This is a genomic window from Knoellia sp. LjRoot47 (genome assembly GCF_964253435.1).
Taxonomy (GTDB): Bacteria; Actinomycetota; Actinomycetes; order Actinomycetales; family Dermatophilaceae; genus Knoellia.
The window spans coordinates 940,942-959,804 of record NZ_CAXUQS020000001.1; the positions used below are offsets into that span (position 1 = coordinate 940,942).

Annotated in this window: 19 protein-coding genes; 9 read left to right on the forward strand and 10 right to left on the reverse strand. The window is 71.4% G+C overall.

Annotated features, from left to right (window positions below; translation table 11 throughout):
• The first annotated feature begins 47 nt into the window (after positions 1-47).
• On the forward strand, positions 48-368 hold the full coding sequence (locus tag ACSQ11_RS04690; protein ID WP_436003530.1) for a hypothetical protein: 321 nt from the start codon (positions 48-50) through the stop codon (positions 366-368).
• Between the two features lie 731 nt (positions 369-1,099).
• On the opposite strand, the gene ACSQ11_RS04695 is transcribed toward ACSQ11_RS04690, so the two are convergent.
• Positions 1,100-1,843 (reverse strand): VOC family protein, encoded by a 744-nt coding sequence (locus ACSQ11_RS04695; RefSeq protein WP_436003532.1) that lies wholly within the window; start codon positions 1,841-1,843, stop codon positions 1,100-1,102.
• A 177-nt stretch (positions 1,844-2,020) separates the two neighbouring features.
• Here ACSQ11_RS04695 and ACSQ11_RS04700 point away from each other — a divergent pair, with 177 nt between their 5' ends.
• The 5 genes from ACSQ11_RS04700 (at position 2,021) to ACSQ11_RS04720 (ending at position 7,293) form a co-directional block, all read left to right on the forward strand.
• Entirely contained in the window at positions 2,021-4,048 is a 2,028-nt protein-coding gene (locus tag ACSQ11_RS04700; RefSeq protein WP_436003534.1) for a PhoX family protein, read from the forward strand.
• A gap of 40 nt (positions 4,049-4,088) precedes the next feature.
• Entirely contained in the window at positions 4,089-4,517 is a 429-nt protein-coding gene (locus ACSQ11_RS04705) for a VOC family protein (protein WP_436003536.1), read from the forward strand.
• A gap of 23 nt (positions 4,518-4,540) precedes the next feature.
• Entirely contained in the window at positions 4,541-6,148 is a 1,608-nt protein-coding gene (locus tag ACSQ11_RS04710) for an ATP-dependent DNA ligase (RefSeq protein ID WP_436006690.1), read from the forward strand.
• An 82-nt stretch (positions 6,149-6,230) separates the two neighbouring features.
• A complete protein-coding gene (locus tag ACSQ11_RS04715) occupies positions 6,231-6,875 on the forward strand; it encodes an alpha/beta hydrolase (RefSeq protein ID WP_436003538.1) in 645 nt (214 codons plus the stop codon).
• A 103-nt stretch (positions 6,876-6,978) separates the two neighbouring features.
• Positions 6,979-7,293, forward strand: a complete 315-nt coding sequence (locus ACSQ11_RS04720) for a hypothetical protein (RefSeq protein ID WP_436003540.1) — start codon at positions 6,979-6,981, stop codon at positions 7,291-7,293.
• A gap of 53 nt (positions 7,294-7,346) precedes the next feature.
• Here ACSQ11_RS04720 and ACSQ11_RS04725 read toward each other — a convergent pair whose 3' ends face one another.
• From ACSQ11_RS04725 to ACSQ11_RS04755, 7 genes are all read right to left on the reverse strand, one after another.
• A complete protein-coding gene (locus ACSQ11_RS04725) occupies positions 7,347-8,291 on the reverse strand; it encodes an N-acetylglucosamine-6-phosphate deacetylase (RefSeq protein ID WP_436003542.1) in 945 nt (314 codons plus the stop codon).
• 73 nt (positions 8,292-8,364) lie between these two features.
• Entirely contained in the window at positions 8,365-8,631 is a 267-nt protein-coding gene (locus tag ACSQ11_RS04730) for a hypothetical protein (RefSeq protein WP_436003544.1), read from the reverse strand.
• Between the two features lie 161 nt (positions 8,632-8,792).
• Positions 8,793-9,629, reverse strand: coding sequence for a carbohydrate ABC transporter permease (locus tag ACSQ11_RS04735; protein WP_436003546.1), 837 nt, complete (start codon positions 9,627-9,629; stop codon positions 8,793-8,795).
• Positions 9,626-10,561, reverse strand: a complete 936-nt coding sequence (locus ACSQ11_RS04740; RefSeq protein WP_436003548.1) for a carbohydrate ABC transporter permease — start codon at positions 10,559-10,561, stop codon at positions 9,626-9,628. Before ACSQ11_RS04740 ends, ACSQ11_RS04735 begins: the two co-directional genes overlap by 4 nt.
• Complete coding sequence (locus ACSQ11_RS04745) at positions 10,558-11,823, reverse strand: extracellular solute-binding protein (RefSeq protein ID WP_436003550.1); 1,266 nt, start codon at positions 11,821-11,823, stop codon at positions 10,558-10,560. The genes ACSQ11_RS04740 and ACSQ11_RS04745 overlap by 4 nt, the downstream gene beginning before the upstream one ends.
• A 128-nt stretch (positions 11,824-11,951) precedes the next feature.
• Positions 11,952-12,455, reverse strand: a complete 504-nt coding sequence (locus tag ACSQ11_RS04750; protein ID WP_436003552.1) for a glutathione peroxidase — start codon at positions 12,453-12,455, stop codon at positions 11,952-11,954.
• 32 nt (positions 12,456-12,487) lie between these two features.
• Entirely contained in the window at positions 12,488-13,261 is a 774-nt protein-coding gene (locus ACSQ11_RS04755) for a DeoR/GlpR family DNA-binding transcription regulator (protein ID WP_436003554.1), read from the reverse strand.
• 106 nt (positions 13,262-13,367) lie between these two features.
• Between ACSQ11_RS04755 and ACSQ11_RS04760 the strand changes: the two genes are divergently transcribed.
• Together ACSQ11_RS04760 and ACSQ11_RS04765 are read left to right on the forward strand one after the other, a co-directional pair.
• Positions 13,368-14,267: an SIS domain-containing protein gene (locus tag ACSQ11_RS04760; RefSeq protein WP_436003556.1), complete on the forward strand. Its 900-nt coding sequence runs from the start codon at positions 13,368-13,370 to the stop codon at positions 14,265-14,267.
• The gene (locus tag ACSQ11_RS04765) at positions 14,267-15,100 is read left to right on the forward strand and encodes a class II fructose-bisphosphate aldolase (protein WP_436003558.1); all 834 of its coding nucleotides are present in this window, start codon (positions 14,267-14,269) and stop codon (positions 15,098-15,100) included. Before ACSQ11_RS04760 ends, ACSQ11_RS04765 begins: the two co-directional genes overlap by 1 nt.
• Positions 15,101-15,211: 111 nt before the next feature.
• Here the strand turns inward: ACSQ11_RS04765 and ACSQ11_RS04770 are convergent, their stop codons facing one another.
• A complete protein-coding gene (locus tag ACSQ11_RS04770) occupies positions 15,212-16,141 on the reverse strand; it encodes a 1-phosphofructokinase family hexose kinase (protein ID WP_436003560.1) in 930 nt (309 codons plus the stop codon).
• Positions 16,138-17,040, reverse strand: coding sequence for an ROK family protein (locus ACSQ11_RS04775; RefSeq protein ID WP_436006692.1), 903 nt, complete (start codon positions 17,038-17,040; stop codon positions 16,138-16,140). Before ACSQ11_RS04775 ends, ACSQ11_RS04770 begins: the two co-directional genes overlap by 4 nt.
• Positions 17,041-17,321: 281 nt before the next feature.
• On the opposite strand from ACSQ11_RS04775, the gene ACSQ11_RS04780 reads away from it, so the two are divergent.
• Positions 17,322-18,863, forward strand: a complete 1,542-nt coding sequence (locus ACSQ11_RS04780) for a DEAD/DEAH box helicase (RefSeq protein WP_436003562.1) — start codon at positions 17,322-17,324, stop codon at positions 18,861-18,863.

The window sequence follows — 18,863 nt, forward strand, 5'->3', positions numbered from 1 at the left end:
GCGCAAGGCCCGAGGTCCCTAGGAACCGGGGCTGCGAGGATGCCGTGGTGAGCGAGGACCCGGCCATCGATGCCTTCGGCGCACGGTGGGTCCTCGACGCCCGGGCGCTCGACCCGACCGCGCGCGACCGCCTCCACCACCTCTGGCAGAGGTGCCGCGTCCCGGGTGCTCGGCTCGGCGACGAGGGCGTCGAACCCTTCGTCGTGACCGACCCGGACCCGTATGCCGTCTCGCGCGCCCTCACGCTCGCCTCCCTCCGCCGTCGACGGGGCACCGCGGTGCTGCTCCACGCGGCAGGTCTCGAGTCCGGTGGGCAGGTCGTGGCGCTCGTCGGTCGGTCGGTGCCGGGAAGTCGACGGCAGCGTTGACCCTGGGGCGCGAGCTCGGCTACGTCAGCGACGAGGTCGTGGCCGTCGAGCCCGGTGGTGCCGTGTCCCCGTACCCGAAGCCGGTCTCGGTCGTCTCCGACCCCGACGCCCCGTGGGAGAAGGACGAGGAGAGTCCCGACGCCCTGGGGCTGCGGGAGGTGAGCGGGACGGCATACCTGAGTGCCGTCGTCGTCCTCGAACGCGACCCCGCACGCGAGGTGCCGGAGCTCGCCCCGCTTCCCCTCGTGGACGCACTGCTGGCCGTCGTCGCGCAGTCGTCGTCGCTCCCTCTCCTCGACCGTCCGCTGCACCGCCTCGCCGAGATGCTCAGCCGGTCGGGTGGTCCGTATGCGTTGCGCTACCGCGAGATCGGCGACTGCCTCCCCCTCGTGAGGGACCTGCTCGACCACCGCGAGCGCCTCCTCCCGGACGACGCCCGAGAGCCGTGGACGACCACACCCGGTCGGGCCGGCACCAGCGCGCCCCACGTCGGCCAGGTCGTCCGGGCCCCGTGGCGCGACGCCGTCCACGGCCAGGGGGGCACGGTCGTCCTCGTCGGTGAGGACGTCGTGCGGCTGGGTCCGCTGGGCGAGGCGGTGTGGCACGCCGCAGCCGAGCAGGTCACCGTCGACGATGCCGTCGAGGCCGTCGTCGCCGCGCTCGGCGAGCACCCGGACGCCGAGCGGCCGTGCACGACGGCATCGACGCGATGGTCCGGACGGGCGTCCTGCTCAGCCGCTGAGCGGAGGGCGCCGGGCCGGCAGGAGACACATCTCGTTGCCCGACGGGTCGGTCATGACCTGCCACGGCAGGTCGCCCCAGTCGTGCTCGTAGCGGCTCCCGCCGAGGTCGAGCACCCGCTGGGCGGTCTCGTCGGCGTCGTCGCCCGTCTCGAGGCGGATGTCGAGGTGGACCCTGTTCTTGAGCTTCTGGTCCTTGGGCCGCGGCTCGGGGCACAGCTCGAGCAACGGTCCGCGGCCGCTCGCGTGACGCAGCGCCCCCGGCATGGCGCTGTCGACCGGCACCCACCCGGACAGCTCGGACCAGAACGCGAGGTCGCGCGCCACGTCGCCGCTGTCGAGCGGCAGCGACGAGAGCGGGCCGGACGCGGCATACTCCGGGCGCGCCTCCATGACGCAGAACGGGTTGCCCTCGGGGTCGGCGAGGACGACCCACGGGACGTCGCGCTGGCCGATGTCGAGGTGGCTCGCGCCGAGCGACAGGGCGCGCTCGACGACCGCCGCCTGCTCCTGCGCCTCCCCGCCGTAGACCTCGAGGTGCAGCCGCGGCCCGGGAGGCGGCGGCTCCTGCACGAGCTCGAAGCAGAGGTCGAGCGACGGCCCGTCCGGTACGACGAGCCGCGTCTCGTAGCTCGCGTCCTCGTCGGTGAGCGTCGCGCAGCCGAGCAGCGCCTCCCAGAACCGTCCGAGGCGGCGCGGGTCCTGGGCGTCGACGACGACGTTCTCGAGGTACATGCCTCCTGCCTACCGTGCGCCCGGCCCGTCGACAAGGTGTCACCCGGCGTTCACCGCGGTGTCGGCCCACGGGCCCGCGCGCTCCATAGCGTCGACGACGGCCCGTTCCCCGCTGGCCCGCCCGCCGGACTCCACCCGGCCCCGGCCCCTGCCCCTGCCCCAGACGAAGGAACCGACGTGACGACTCCCGCCCGCCTGCTCCCGCTGTTCACCCGATCGCACGAGGGTGGCCGCAGCTCGATGACCTGCCAGTACCGCTGCGGCAACGCCTGCGACCAGGCCGTGCCCAACACCTCCGACAACGAGTACTTCGGCGACCTCGTCGCCGACGGCGTCTCGCGGCGGGTAGCCCTGCGTGCCGGCGGTGCCGGTGCCGCCCTCGTCGGCCTCACGGCCTGGGGTATGCCGTCCGCCGCCGCCGCACCGTCGGCCGCACCTGCCGCTGCGGGCGCCGGAGCGAAGGGACGCGGCAAGGACAACGGGCTGGGCTTCACCGGCATCGCGCCCACCCCGGCCACGGTCGACGCCGTCAAGGTGCCCGAGGGCTTCGCGTGGGCGCCGATCATCTCGTGGGGCGACCCGCTGTTCAAGGACACCCCGGCCTTCGACTTCGACAACCAGACCGCTGCCGCCCAGCGCGAGCAGGCCGGCTACAACTGCGACTACACGCAGTTCATGCACGGCGGCCCGGGCAACAAGGGCGCGCACAAGGGGCTGCTCGCGTTCAACAACGAGTACACCAACGACGAGCTGATGTTCCGCGGCGTCAAGTCCTCCGCCGACCTCACCGACGACCAGCTCGAGGTCGTCCTCGCAGCCCACGGCATCACCATCACCGAGGTCGAGCGCCGCAACGCCCACTCGCCGTGGCGCTGGGTCCAGGGCGGCAGGCGCAACCGCCGCATCCACACCGACACCCCGTTCGCGGTCGACGGCCCGGCCGCCGGTTCGGTCCACCTCCGCACGTCGCAGGACCCGACGGGCGAGCGCATCCTCGGCACCCTCAACAACTGCGCGGGCGGCGAGACCCCGTGGGGGACCTACCTGTCCGGCGAGGAGAACGTCAACCAGTACTTCGACGCCACCGGCGCCCCCGACCCCGAGGGCAAGCTCAAGCGCTACGGCATCACGTCGGCTGGCCGCGGCTGGGAGCGTGTGCGCGACCGCTTCTCGGTGGTCACCGAGCCCAACGAAGTCAACCGGTTCGGCTGGATCGTCGAGGTCGACCCCGAGGACCCGACGTCGACGCCGGTCAAGCACACGGCGATGGGCCGCTTCAAGCACGAGGGCGCGACGGTGACCCTGACGGCGGACGGGCGTGTCGCGGCATACATGGGAGACGACGAGCGGTTCGACTACATCTACAAGTTCATCTCCAAGGGCCGCTACACGAAGGGCGACAAGCGGCGCAACATGCGCCTGCTCTCCGAGGGGGACCTCTACGTCGCGAAGCTCACCGGTGACGGTGCGGCGGACGGTGAGTACGACGGCACCGGCCAGTGGCTGCCGCTCGTCGTCGGTGGTGTGTCCAAGGTCCCCGGCTTCAGCGTCGAGGAGGTCCTCATCTGGACGCGCCTCGCCGCCGACAAGGTCGGTCCGACGAAGATGGACCGTCCCGAGGACGTGCAGCCCAACCCGGTCAACGGCCGCATCTACGCCGCGATGACCAACAACACCTCGCGCACCCCGGCCCAGATCGACGAGGCGAACCCGCGCGCCAGCAACAAGCACGGCCACGTCACCGAGTTCACGCCGGCGGGCGGCGACCACGGCGCACTGACCTTCACCTGGAAGATCGTCCTCGTCGCCGGCGACCCGAGCGACCCGCAGACGTACTTCAACGGTTACGACAAGAGCGAGGTCAGCCCGATCAGCTGCCCCGACAACGTCGCCTTCGACGCGACCGGCAACCTCTGGATCTCGACCGACGGCATGCCGGGCACGCTCAACCACTGCGACGGTCTCTACGTCATGCCGCTCGAGGGACGCTCCAAGGGCAAGCTCCAGCAGTTCCTCTCGGTGCCGGTCGGCGCCGAGACCTGCGGGCCGACGATCCTGGGTCCCGACTCGGTCATCGTCGCCGTGCAGCACCCCGGCGAGGTGTCGGGTGCCTCGCCGGACAGCGTCGTCTCGCAGTTCCCGTACCGCGGCGACGGCCAGCCCCGCCCGTCGGTGATCCACGCCTACCGCCGCCACGGCCGCTAAGTCGGGACGCGTGTCGGCGGGCGGGTCTACCTTGAGATTCATGGCGACGACACTCAACCCGTACATCCAGTTCAAGGACAACGCCCGCGAGGCCATGGAGTTCTACAAGGACGTCTTCGGCGGCGAGCTCACCGTCTCGACCTTCGGCGACTTCGGCGGTGGCGACCCCGAGCACCAGGCGCCCGCCGACGGCGTGATGCACGCGCAGCTCGAGGCGCCCGGCGGTCTCACCCTCATGGCGTCCGACACCCCTCCCGGCATGGAGCACTCGGCCGGCTCCCAGATCGCGATCAGCCTCTCCGGCGACGGCGACGAGCTCCGCGGCTACTGGGACAGGCTGTCCGACGGCGGCCAGGTCCAGGTGCCGCTCGAGAAGCAGATGTGGGGCGACGAGTTCGGCATGTGCGCCGACAAGTTCGGCATCGGCTGGATGGTCAACATCGCCGGCGAGCAGCCCGCGGCGGAGTGAGCCTCCCTCCCGGACAGTCCCGTATGCCGTTGGCTCGCCTCGTCGAGACAGCGGAGGCGCTCGCAGCGACCAGGTCGCGCACCGCCAAGACCGACCTCATCGCCGCCCTCCTGCGCGACCTCGGGCCCGACGAGGCCGAGGCCGCCGTCGGGCTGCTCCTCGGCAGGCTGCGGCAGGGCTCGATCGGCCTCGGCTACCGCACCGTCGGCGCGGCCCGCAGGGCTGCGTCGCCCGCCACCGAGCCGTCGCTCTCGGTGACGGACGTCGACGCGGTCCTCGACACCATCGCCGGGCTCGGTGGCTCGGGCTCCGCCGGAGTGCGCAACGACGAGCTCGTCGCCCTCTTCTCGCGCGCCACCGCCGCCGAGCAGGACCACCTCGTGCGCGCCATGACGGGTGAGATGCGCACCGGCGCCCTCGAGGGCGTGCTCACCGACGGGCTCGCCAAGGCCGTCGACCTGCCGTTGGCCGACGTCCGGCGCGCGGTCATGCTCAGCGGGTCGCTCGCCGGGACGGTGCGCCTCGCCCTCACCGAGCCCGAGGCCGTCGCCGATGTCGGGCTCGCCGTCCTCACCCCAGTGCAGCCGATGCTCGCCTCGACCGCGGCCGACGTCGGCGCGGCGCTCGAGGTCACCGGTGAGGCGTCGGTCGAGCACAAGCTCGACGGCGCCCGGATCCAGGTGCACCGCAACGGCTCCGACGTCCGGGTCCACACCCGGTCGCTCGCCGACATCACCGCGCGGGTTCCCGAGATCGTCGAGGTCGCCCTGTCGCTGCCCGTCGACTCGGTCATCCTCGACGGCGAGACGCTCATGCTCGACGACGACGGGTCGCCGCGCCCGTTCCAGGACACGATGAGCCGGTTCGGCACCGACGAGCAGCGCGCCGAGGCCAGGCGCACGTCGCCCGACACCGCCGCCGAGGAGGTCACTGCCGACGAGGTGGGTGACGCGGCCGCGGCACGGCTCCTCGCCCCGCGGTTCTTCGACGTGCTCCACGTCGACGGCGAGGACCTCATCGACCAGCCCTTGCGCGAGCGGCTCGCGGTCCTGCAACGGATCGCGCCGGCATACCGGATCGAGGGTGAGGTGACCACCGACCCGGCCGTCGCGGACCGCATCTCGCGCGAGGCGCTCGCCGCGGGGCACGAGGGTGTCATGGTCAAGGGCATCGACTCGACCTACGCCGCCGGGCGACGCGGTAAGCACTGGGTCAAGGTCAAGCCGGTCCACACCTACGACCTCGTCGTCCTGGGCGTCGAGCGCGGGTCCGGGCGTCGCCAGGGCTGGCTGTCCAACCTTCACCTCGGCGCCCGCGACCCGGAGGGTGAGTTCGGGCCCGAGGGCGGGTTCGTCATGGTGGGCAAGACGTTCAAGGGGCTGACCGACGAGCTCTTGCGCTGGCAGACCGAGACGTTCCCCGACTACGGCACCGACGACAACGGCTGGGCCCTGACGATGCGGCCCGAGGTCGTCGTCGAGATCGCCATCGACGGGGTGCAGCGTTCGTCGCGCTACCCCGGCGGTGTCGCACTCCGGTTCGCCCGGGTCAAGCGCTATCGCGTCGGCGACGACGCCAAGCCCGCCGCCGAGGCCGACACGATCCAGGCGCTCCGTTCGTTGCTCCGCTGACGGCGCGCCGTCGCGGCAACGCCTCCTGTCCGACCCACCCCACCGACCCATCCCTGCACCGACCCCACTCCGAAGAGATCTCGTGGCCACACCTTCACCCTCGCTGACCCGCTTCGACACCCCCGGCACGCCGGGGGCCGTCATCCTCATGCTCCACGGCGGCAAGCCGCGCTCGGGCGACGTCGTCGACAACCGCAGCGCCTCGTGGCAGCGCTCGGCGTGGATGGCCCGCGCCATCGAGCGGCAGGCGCACGAGGCCGGGGCGAGCGTGTGGCTGCTCCGCTACCGCGAGCGCGGGTGGAACGGCGGCGCCGACCGCACCGCAGACGCCCGGTGGGCACTCGACGAGGTCCGCGCGGCACACGGTGACGTGCCGGTCGTCCTGCTCGGGCACTCGATGGGCGCCCGTGTCGCGGTGCACGTCGCCGACGACCCCTCGGTGACCGGGGTCGTGGCGCTCGCGCCGTGGTGGTCCGACGCCGATCCCGTCCGCCGCCTGGCCGGGCGCGCTCTCGTCGCCGCCCACGGACGCCGCGACCGGATCACGTCGTTCGCGCACACCCGCCGGTTCGTCGAGCGGGCTCGGTCGGTCGCGACCTCCGCCGAGCTCGTCGACATGGGGATGCTCGGCCACTACATGCTCGGCCGGGCCGACCGCTGGAACGACGTCGCCATCGAGTCCTCGCTCCGCCTCCTCGCACCGGCCACCCGCCGCAGCCGCGACTGACTGCCCCTGCACCCTGCGCAGACGTTGAGATCCGCGCGACACTTCATCTGCAGTAGCCTCAAGGATTCCGGTTATTGGTGCTACGTAGGGAACAATGCTCCCCGTGATTCAGCACACGGGCGCCGGCGCGGCGAGCACATGCGCCTTCTGCGGACGCCCGATCGACGTGGTGCAATACCGGCTCCGACCAGGCGCAGGCCCGCATGGCGACCCGTCCGATCTCGAGCCCGTGCCGTTCTGCAGCGACGACTGGCTCTATCTGTCGCAGGGGCAGCTGCCTCCGCTCTCACGTCAGGCAGAGCAGTCGGCCAACGGTGGGAGCAGCCTCGCGCGGCTCGGACTGCTGGCAGCCGGACTGCTCAGCGCTGCGCTCATGGTGTTCCTCGTGTGGCTGCTCGTCGCCCGTGTCTTCAGCTGAGCCATGCCCCTCGATCTCAAGTCCTGACGCGCCTGCGCGGGTGATGTCCTTCGTCAGGCGGAGAGGACCGAGGCAGGGGTCGTCGTCGCGGCGGTGAGGACGTCGGACTCGGGCAGGCCCGCGACGTCGACCGCCCAGCGGACGCAGTCGGCGAGGGTCGATGTCGAGCCTGCGATCGACCCACGGCCCGACCCACCCTCAGCGAGCCGCGCGACCCCGGAAGCGACCTCGACGTCGAGTGTCCCGATCGTGTAGGGGCCGTCGCCCAGACCCGTCGCCGCCATGGCGTCCGAGACGAGCGCGATGCGCTCGGGCCCGACGGTCTCGAAGACCATCCGCACCACCTCCAGCGCCACATGAACGCCGTCGGCGATGAGCTCGACGATGCAGTCGCCCCGCGCCGCGGAGGTGAGCGCCGCGGAGACGGGGCCCCCTGAGCGGTGGTGGAAGGCCGGCATACCGTTGAAGAGGTGGGTGACGAGCGGTGCGCGACCACACGCGTCCGCGATCGCCGCCAGGCTGCGCGAGACGACATCGGCCGCCGCGTCCGTGTGGCCGACGGCGGGGAGGATGCCGTGTCGCGCCAGGGCCGCGACGAGCTCGTGCGAGCCGTCGCGCTCGGGTGCGAAGGTCCACTGCACGAGGGCGTTCGGCACTCCCGCCTCGGCGCAGGTCTCGACGAGCGACTCGACGAGGGCGAGGTCGGGGTCGGTGAGTACCGACGGGTCGTGCGCCCCGCGGCGCTCCTCGGAGAGGAACGGGCCCTCGAGGTGGAGGCCTGTGAGCTCGCCCGAGGCGACGAGCGGTGCGAGCGTGGCGACCTGGCCGACGAGCGTGTCAGGCGAGGCCGAGACGAGCGACCCGACGAGCCGCGTGACGCCCGCGTCGCGGTGGTGGGCCGCGGCCGCGGACGAGCCGGCAGTGTCGCGACCGAACTCGTGCCCGAGCGCGCCGTGGCAGTGCAGGTCGACGAGCGGCAGGTCGGCGGAGTCGGTCACACCCACACCCTAGGACGTGGGCCGAAGGCGGATGCCGTCACGCGACGGGACCGACCCGCCAACCGAGAGTGGCTCACTCCCCGTAACAGGCGTCCTTGTCGAGGTGGGCGAGCAGGTCGCTCACGACCTGACCCCACGGCATGTCGATGAAGCCCTTGATGTCGGCGATGCGCAGGGCGATGGCCTGCGGGTCACCGGTCGCCTGCGGGACGAAGATCTGGCCGACGCAGGAGGCCTTGCCGGACGGACCGGCCGGTGCCACGGAGGCCGGCGAGGCGACGGCGACGGTCCCTGCGACAGCGAGTACGACGGCTGCGGCGCGAAGAGTGGTGGAACGCATCTCGAGCTCCTTCTCAGGTCGGGCGGACCGCGACCCGGGACCTCGCCGGTCATGCGGCGAGGCTCCAATGCCACCCGCGAGGGAGCGCCGCGGCCGCGGCTCCGTGGGCCGATCGTAGGACCGTCCACGACACCCGCACAGGCGTTCGGAGAAGTCCGGACCTACTTGACCGAGCCGGCGGTGAGACCACCGACGAGGTGCTTCTCGATGACCGCGAAGAGGATGACGACCGGCACGACGGCGATGACCGACGCCGCGAAGAGCTGGTCCCAGTTCTGCTCGTAGCCGGTGACGTAGGACCGGAAGCCGACGGTGAGGGGCTTCTTCGAGTCGTCGATCATGAGCGTGAGTGCCACGACGTACTCGTTCCACGCGGCGATGAAGGTGAAGATCGTCGCCGTGACGAGCCCGGGCAGGGTGAGCGGCAGCATGATCTTGCGCAGCGACTGCCAGCGCGTGACGCCGTCGAGCAGCGCCGCCTCCTCGACCTCGGTCGGGATCGAGCTGAAGAACCCGTGAAGGATCCACACCGCGAAGGCGAGGTTGAACGCCGCGTTGGTGAGGATGAGCGCGCCGTAGGTGTTGATCATGTTGAGCTCGAAGAACTCGCGGTAGAGCCCGACGACGAGCGCGGTCGGCGAGAACATCTGGGTGACGAGCACGAGCAGGAGGAACGGCGTGCGGCCGGGGAACTTGTAGCGCGCGGTCATGTAGGCCGCGGGCACCGACACGAGCATGACGACGACCGTCGACGCGAAGGCGACGAGCAGCGACGTGCCCAGCCAGGACCGGAACCGCTCGTCACCGAGGACGTCGGCGTAGGTCGACCACTGCCAGACCTGCGGCAGGAACGACGGCGGCGTCGCCTTGTTGTCCGAGGACGACCGGAGCGAGCCGAGCACCATGACGACGTAGGGCGCCAGGAAGGCGAACGCGAGCAGCATGCCGGCGCCGGAGAGCACCCAACGACGGCGCGAACCCGTTGCGGGAGAGGTCACTTCGTCTCCTCCCGCCAGTTGACGATCTTGAGGTAGACGGCGACCACCAGCAGGATGAGCAGCACGTTGATGACACCCGCGGCGGCCGACATGCCCACGTCCTTCTCCTGGCTCTTGAAGGCCAGCTTGTACATGAACGTGATCGTCGTGTCGTGGAGGTAGCCCGGGTTGCGGTCGTTGAGCGTGTAGACGATCGGGAAGCTGTTGAAGACGTAGATGACGTTGAGCACCGTCGCGACGAGCAGCGCCGGGCGCAGCAGCGGCAGGGTGACCCTGCGCCAGCGCTGCCACGGCGAGGCGCCGTCGACGACGGCCGCCTCCTGCACGTCGTCGGGGATCGCGTTGAGCCCGGCGATGAAGACGAAGATCGTGAACGGCAGCGACACGAACACGCCGACGAGCACCATCGACGCCATCGTCCACGAGTCGTTGCCGAGGAAGTCGATCGAGGTGTCGATGATGCCGAGCGACTTCAGCGCATGGTTGATGAGGCCGTAGTTGTAGTCGTAGAGCAGCACGAACAGCTGCGCCGTGATGACGAGCGAGGCCGCCCACGGCACGATGATCGCCCACCGCACGAACCGCCGGCCCGGGAAGCTCTTCACGAGGAACTGTGCGAGCCCGAGCGAGATGACGATGGTCAGCGCGACGACGGCGACGACCCAGACGAGGGTGTTGGTGAGCACCGTGCCGAGGTCGGGGTGCTCGAGCACGTTGACGTAGTTGGTCCAGCCCGCAGCGCCCTTGCGGAGCCCGGTGATGGAGTACTCGCTGCGGGAGGCCTGGAAGAGCATGACCGCGGGGAAGAGCACGACCCCGAGGATGAGCGCGAGCGCCGGGGCGAGCCACGCGAGGGCGACGAGGGGGCGGACGCGCCCCACGGCATACGAGGACTTCGTATGCCGTGGGGCGCGGGAGACGTCCGAGGTCACTTCTGCGATTCAGCCGTCTTCTGGAGGCTGTCGAGCACGGCCTTGGGGTCGCCGCCCATCGCACTGCCGAGGTTCTGCTGGACCGCGAGCTTGACCTTGTCCCACGTGGGGTCGTCGGTCGGCGTGAGCTGCGCGTTGGGCAGGGTGTCGAGGTAGACCTTGAGCTTGTCGTTGCCCTGGAACTTCTCGACGCCGGTCTTGGTCACCGGGAGGAAGCCCTCCTTCTCGATGAAGGTGTTGATCTGGTCGGGCTGGTAGTACAGCTCGTAGAACGCCTTGACGGCCTTCTCGTTGCCCGGCTTCTTGAACGCCATGAGGTAGTCGGTGACGCCGAAGGTCTTGCTGTCGGTGCCGTCGTTGCTCGGGAACGGCGCGACGACGTAGTTGACCTTCTTGTCCTTGTCGAGGTCACCCGCGAGCGGGCTGAAGCCGACGACCATGCCGGCCTTGCCGGACTTGAAGAGGTCGAACGCGTCGGCACGGTTGGTGCGGGCCGGGTTGTTCTGGGTGAGCTTGGCGTCGGTGAGCTTCTTGAGGAAGGTCAGCGTCTCGACGTTCTTGTCCGAGTTGATCGCCCAGGAGTCGCCGTCCTTCCACGCGCCGCCGTTGTTGAACAGCCACATCGAGAACTCGCCCTGGCTCTCCTCCGGGCCGAGCGGGAGGGCGTAGCCGGCGTTGCCACCCGGGAGCGCGGCGATCTTCTTGGCGTCCTCCTCGAGCTCGGTCCACGTCTTCGGCGGCCCGGCGATGCCGGCCTGCTTGAAGAGGTCCGCGTTGTAGAACAGGGCGCGTGCGCTGGAGAGGTCCGGGAAGCCGTAGAACTTGCCGTCGTAGGTGCCGTACTTGACGAAGGTCTCGAGGATGTCGGACTTCACCGAGTCGGGCAGCACCGTGTCGGCGTCGTGGAGGAGGCCGTCCTTGGCGTAGCTCGCGTAGGCGTTGAGGTTGAGGATGTCCGGAGCCTGGTTGTTCTGGATCATCGTCGAGGACTGCTGGTCGATGTTGTCCCAGCTGACGACCTGCACCTCGAGGGTGTAGCCGGTCTTCTCCTTGTAGGTCTTGGCGAAGGCGTCCCAGAACGCCTTGGTGTTGTCCTTGGAGTACTCGGCCGCGACGAGCTTGATGGTCTTGGCCTCCTCGCCCCCGCTGCTGCTGTCGCCGCCGCTGGCGTCGCCGGCACCCGAGCCGCCGCCGCAGGCCCCCGCGAACAGCACCGCGAACGCGGCCCCCGCGACGAGTGCGGACTTCCTTGTCGACCTCATGACTCTCCCATCAGCTCCCGGTTCCTCCGGGCGCGCCACTGCGACCGGACCGGCTGGGAGCCAACGTAGGACGTGAAAGGGTTCCGTGCAATGGTGCTCGCGCGTTAAATTCTTCCGTAACCGGAACGTCACTCGGAGGCAAGTGCCGCCTCGATGTCGCCGGTGAGGGACTCGGGCTTGGCCGTGGGGGCGTAGCGCTCGAGGACGCGACCGTCACGGCCGACGAGGAACTTGGTGAAGTTCCACTTGATCTTGCTGCCCAGCAGGCCACCCTTCTCCTGGCGGAGCCACTCGAAGAGCGGGTGGGCGTCGTCACCGTTGACGTCGACCTTCTCGAACATCGGGAAGGTCACGCCGTAGTTGCGCTGGCAGAACTCGCCGATCTGCTCGGCGTCGCCGGGCTCCTGGCCGCCGAACTGGTTGCACGGGAAGCCGAGGACGACGAGCCCGGCGTCGCCGTACTGCTTCCAGAGCTGCTCGAGCCCCTCGAACTGCGGGGTGAAGCCGCACTCGGAGGCGGTGTTGACGACGAGGACGACCTTGCCGGCGTAGGCACTGAGGTCCTGCGGTGCACCCTCGAGGGTCGTCGCGGAGAAGTCGGAGAGGTTCTGCTCGGTGCTCTGTGCGGTCATGTGCCGACCCTAGGCGCTACGGGGTTGCGTTCTCACACACAGTGCACGGTGGTTCCGCCCTCGCGCAGCAACGCGACCTGCGGGTGGTCCTCGGCAGCCGTCGTCACGAGGGTGGAGACTTGGGCGGCGTCGCAGATGACGGTGAACGCGCGCTGCCCGAGCTTGGCCTCGGCCGCGACGACGACGACCTCGGTCGAGCGCTCGACCATGAGCCGGGAGACCGCCGCCTCGTCCTCGTGCTCGCAGGTCGCCCCCTCGCGGCTCGACAGTCCGTTGACGCCGAGGATGGCGACGTGGGGCCAGAGCTGGTTCAGGCCCGCGATGGCCAGGGGCCCGGTGACCTCGTAGGACTCCGGGCGCGGGATGCCGCCGAGGCTGACGCACCGGACGTGCGGGCGCAGGACCGCCTCCACGGCGATGTTGAGCGCGCTCGTGACGAGGGTGAGGCCGGTCTCCGCGAGGTCGTCGCGTGCGGTGAGGTGTCGCGCGACGGTGGTGGTCGTCGTCCCGCCGTTGATCGCGACGACGGCGCCGGGGGCGACGAGGTCGGCCGCGGCGGCGGCGATCCGCTCGAGGTCGGAGTCGTGCTGGCTCGAGCGGTAGCGGTAGGGGAGCTCGTAGGCGACACCCGTCGCGACGACGCCGCCGTGGTTGCGGCTCACGAGGCGGCGCCGGGCCAGCTCGGCGAAGTCACGGCGGATCGTCGCCTCGCTCACTCCGAGCTGCGTCGCCGCGTCGCCCACGGTGAGCCGTCCCTGCGTGGCCAGCAGGTCGAGGATCGACGAGAGCCGCGAGGGTGAGGACATGGCTGGACTGTAGCGCCCGTTCGTGCTCCGCCGACGCCTTGCTGTGACCGACTCTGATCGCTTAGGGTTGGTATCGATCACATTCGCGCATCTCGGAAGGACCCACATGACCCACCTCGAGCGAGAGATCGCCACCCAGCCCGACGACTGGGCCGCGGTCGTGGAGCGCCTCCCCGAGGTCGCCCACCTCCTGCCGAAGCCGGGTGAGCGGGTCGCGACCATCGGCTGCGGCACGTCGTGGTTCATGGGCCAGGCGTATGCCGTCCTGCGCGAGTCCCTGGGCCAGGGCGTCACCGATGCCTTCGCGGCGAGCGAGCACCACCTCGCGCGGGGCTACGACCGGGTCGTCGTCATCACCCGCTCGGGCACGACGACCGAGGTCATCGAGGTCGTCGACGAGCTGCGCAGGGCGGGCACGCCGCACGTCGCGCTCGTCGCCACGGCCGGCACCGCCGTCGCCGAGGCCGCCGAGTCGGTCATCCTGCTGTCCGAGGTCGACGAGCAGTCGGTCGTCCAGACGCGCTTCGCCACTACGGTGCTCGCGCTGCTGCGTGCCTCTCTCGGCGAGTCGCTCGAGCAGGCGATCTCCGACGCCCGCGAGGTGCTCGCGGAGGGCGACGACACGGCATACGCCGGGTTGGTCGACGTCGAGCAGGTGACCTTCCTCGGGCGCGGCTGGACGGTCGGGCTCGCCAACGAGGCCGGTCTCAAGCTGCGCGAGTCCGTGCAGTTCTGGGCCGAGGCCTACCCCGCGATGGAGTACCGCCACGGCCCGATCAGCATCGCGGCGCCGGGTCGCGCGACGTGGGCGATCGGCGAGGTCCCCGAGGGCCTGGCCGACCAGGTGCGCGCCACCGGTGGCCACTTCGAGCACCGCGACATCGACCCCATGGCCGAGCTCGTGCGCCTGCACCGCTACTGCGTCGTGCGCGCTGCCGCCGCCGGTCTCGACCCGGACGTGCCCCGCAACCTCACCCGCTCGATCATCCTCGACGACGCCAGCTGATGGGACTGTCGACGCTCGCGCCGGTGCTCGCGCAGGCGCGCGCCGCCGGACGTGGTGTCGCGGCGTTCAACGTCATCCAGATCGAGCACGCCGAGGCGTATGCCGTTGCGGCAGAGCGGTCCTCACTCCCTGTCGTCATGCAGATCAGTGAGAACTGCGTGCGCTGGCACGGGTCGCTGCGTCCGATCGCCGCTGCGACGCTGGCCATCGGGGAGGCCTGCAACGTGCCGGTGGTCGTCCACCTCGACCATGCCGAGTCCACCGACCTCGTCGACGAGGCGGTGCGGCTCGGGCTGACGTCGGTGATGTTCGACGGGTCGACGCTGCCCGACGAGGCCAACCGCGCCACGACCCGGCGGGTGGTGCAGCAGTGCCACGCGGCCGGGCTCTCGGTCGAGGCCGAGCTCGGCGAGGTGGGCGGCAAGGACGGCGTGCACGCGCCGGGGGTCCGCACCGACCCCGCGGCGGCGGCCCGGTTCGTCGCCGACACCGGCGTCGACGCCCTTGCCGTCGCGGTCGGGTCCTCGCACGCCATGACGGAGCGGCGGGCCGTGCTCGACACCGACCTCATCGCGGCCCTGGCCGGCGCGGTGCCGGTGCCGCTCGTGCTCCACGGGTCGAGCGGGGTGCCCGACGACGGGCTCGTCGAGGCGGTGCGCGCCGGGATGACCAAGGTCAACATCGCCACGCACCTCAACAGGGTGTGGACCGAGGCGATGGTGGCGCGGCTCGACGAGACGCCCACGGTGGACACCCGGCACTACATCGGCTCCGCGCGCGACGCCGTCGCCACCGAGGCCGAACGCCTCCTCCGCCTCATCGCCGGGACCTGACCCCGACCTGACCTGACCCCCGACTTATTGCGACTTCGCAGAGTTGCGAGGGCAGCGAGCCACTCTGCGAAGTCGCAATAAGTCGGGGTCGTGGCGTTGTGGGGGTTGGGGTCAGGCGCGCTCGGTGACCTCGACGTCGTCGAGGAGGGCCTCGACGTCGAGGCGGTCGATGACCCCGGCCGTCGTCTGACGCACGGCCGCGGCGGACCACGCCACCCCGACGCTCAGGACCTCGGGCCAGTCGATCTCGTCGCGGACCGTGCCGTCGAGCCCACACGCGATCGCGGCGGTGAGGGCGTCACCGGCACCCGTGGCGCTGCCGGCGCCGGGCGTGCCCGGGCGTGCCTCGACGACTCGCCCCTCGGCTGTGACGAGCACGAGCCCGGCGGCGCCGCTCGAGATGACGGCGGCCCAGGCGCCGTCGGCGACGAGGCGGCGGGCCGACTCTGTGGGGTCCGCGGTCCCGGTCATCGCGGTCGCCTCCGCCGCGTTGGGCTTGACCAGTGCAGGGATCGTGCGCAGCACCTCGCCCACCCAGTGGCCGCGGCCGTCGACGACGAGCTCGGCGCCCGCGTCGACGGCGGCGCGGCACAGGTCCACGAGCAGGTCGTCGGGCGTCGACGGCGGCAGGCTGCCCGAGACGGCGAGGACGTCGCCGGGGCGGCAGCTCGTCCGCACGATGTCGGTCATCTCGCGCCACACCTCGACGGGCTGCGCGTCGCCCTGCTCGTTGAAGACGGTGTCCTGGCCGTCGGTGCTGAAGACGGCGACCGAGCGGCGCATCGCCACCGGCGACTCGACGAGGCGCAGCCGGATCCCGCGCTGGGCGGCGTCCTCGGTGAAGAAGGCACGTTGGCGCTCCCCCACCGGAGCGATGGCCACGTGGTCCACGCTCATGCAGGCGAGGACGCCGGCCACGTTGAGTCCCTTGCCGCCGGCGTGGGTGCCGGTGACCGAGACGCGGTGGGACTCGCCGACGTGGAGCCTCGGCACGGCATACGTGATGTCGAGGGCCGGGTTCGGGGTGAGGGTGAAGATCACGCGGTCGCCTCCATGGCGAGGAGAGTGGCCCCGAGCGCGCCGGCGCGGTCGCCGAGCGCGGCACGGGTGACGGAGACCCGGTCGTGGCCGAGCGCGCGGACGAGCCGCTCGCGCAGCGGGTCGAGCAGGACGGCACCGGACTCGGCGAGCCCGCCACCGACGAGGAGCACGCGGGTGCCGGCAGCCGCACAGACGGGGGCGATGACCCCGACGAGGGCGTCGACCGCGCCGTGCCACAGACGGACCGCCTCGGGGTCGGCGTCGACCACGGCCTGGCTCAGGGTCTCGGCGTCACCGTCGCGGCCGAGGTCGCGCCAGGCGCGGCCGAGTGCCGCGGCACTCGCCACCGCCTCGAGGCACCCGCGTCGACCGCAGCCGCAGACCGGTCCGTCGGGCTCGACGACCACGTGACCGATCTCGCCGGTCCACTCGCTGCCAGCGACGACCCGGCCGCCGGCGAGCAGCGCACTGGCGATGCCGGTGCCGAGCGGGACGAAGAGGGCGTCGGGCACGCCCTGGGCCGCGCCGAGGTGGAACTCCGCGAGCAGCCCGGCCCGGACGTCGTGCCCGACCGCGACGGGCACGTCGAGCCGCTCGAGCAGTCGCCGCCGCAGCGGCAGGTCGCGCCAGCCGAGGTTGGCCGACCACGCCGCCGACCCGGTCGACTCGTCGACGAGCCCTGGCACGACGGCGCCGACCGCGCCGAGCTCGCCGTCGAGGCCCTCGGCGTGGGCCGAGTCGACCAGGTGCGCGACGGTCGACACGATGAGGTCGACCACGGCGTCGCCGGGACGCTCCGGCGTGGAAGCGGTGTGGGACAACAGAACTGAGCCATCGGCGTCGGCGAGCACGGACTTGACGCGGGTCCCCCCGACGTCGACCCCCGCCCACAGCTCCATTGCCACGGGGGCAGTCTATGGGCCTGCACCGCGGCCCCCGTGACGGCGTTCACCCTGCGGCCGCACATCTCGATGCGGGGGAATCCCGCCCGAGGCACTAGTGTTGACGTCAGCGGTCCGTACCGTTCTGCCTCGGACTGCTTCTTCTTCTCACTGTCGATGCCGATGCGCCGCGACCGAGAACCCACGACCACGACAACACCGATGTTGATCGCTGCGTCGCGACTCGGATACGCGCCGGGCAGAACCGACTGCATCAGAACTCTCTGGAGTATCCCTTCGTGTCCACTGACACCACCCTGTCCACTCGCACCACCTCCGGCTTCGCCGCCCTCGGCGTCCCCGAGTCCCTCGTGCGCGTCCTCGCCGACCGCGACATCACGTCGCCGACGCCGATCCAGGCCGCGACCCTTCCCGACAGCCTCGCCGGCCGCGACGTCCTCGGACGTGGTCGCACCGGCTCCGGCAAGACCTACGCGTTCCTCCTCCCGGTGCTCGCCCGCCTCGCGACCGACGGCCGCCGTCGCCAGCCGAAGCGTCCGCGTGCGCTCATCCTGGCCCCGACCCGCGAGCTGGCCACCCAGATCGACGACGCGCTGACCCCGCTGGCCAAGCCGCTCGGGCTCACGTCCAAGACGGTCTTCGGCGGCGTCGGCCAGAACCCCCAGGTCCAGGCCATCGCCAAGGGCGTCGACGTCGTCGTCGCCTGCCCGGGCCGGCTCGAGGACCTCATCGGCCAGGGTCACGTCAACCTCGACTCGGTCGAGATCACCGTGCTGGACGAGGCCGACCACATGGCCGACCTCGGCTTCCTGCCCGTCGTCAAGCGCATCCTCGACCGCACCCCCCGGGACGGCCAGCGCATGCTCTTCTCGGCGACGCTCGACGGTGCGATCAACACGCTCGTCAAGCGCTACCTCACCTCGCCGATGACGCACGAGGCCGACTCGGCCCAGTCGCCGGTCTCGACGATGAGCCACCACGTCCTCCACGTCACCGCCGACGCCCACCTGCCCGTGCTCGTCGACCTCACGGCCGCCCCCGGTCGCAAGGTCGTCTTCACCCGCACCAAGCACCGCGCCAAGAAGCTGGCCCGCCAGCTCAACGCCGAGGGCATCCCCGCGGTCGAGCTGCACGGCAACCTCAGCCAGAACGCGCGCACCCGCACCATGGACGCGTTCCACGCCGGCACGGCGCACACCCTCGTCGCCACCGACATCGCGGCCCGCGGCATCCACGTCGACGACGTCAGCCTCGTCATCCACGCCGACCCGCCGGTCGAGCACAAGGCCTACCTGCACCGCTCGGGCCGCACCGCCCGCGCCGGCAACTCGGGCACCGTCGTCACGCTCATGATGGACGACCAGATCCGCGACGTCCGCGACCTCACCCGCAAGGCCGGCATCAAGCCGACCACGACCAAGGTCAACAAGGCGCACCCCCTCCTCAGCGAGCTCGCCCCCGGTGAGCGCACCTTCCCCGGCGCGTTCGTCGTCCCGGGTGCGGCCTCGCAGGGTGGTGGCCAGCGCTCCGGTGGCGGCGGTCGTCGCACCGGTGGCGGTGCCGGCGGTGGCCAGCGCTCCGGCGGTGGCCAGCGCTCCGGCGGTGGCCAGCGCTCCGGTGGCGGGCAGCGCTCCGGCGCCCCGTCCGCGGGCGGCGGCCAGCGCTCCAGCGGCGGCGGCCAGGCCCGTGGCCAGCAGTCCGGCGGCCAGCGCAGCGGCGGCCCCCGTCGCTCCGGTGGCCAGGGCGGGGGCACCCCCCGTCGCAGCACCGGCGGCGGCGCCGCGGCCTTCTCGTCGCAGTCGCGCGGCTACCGCGGCTGA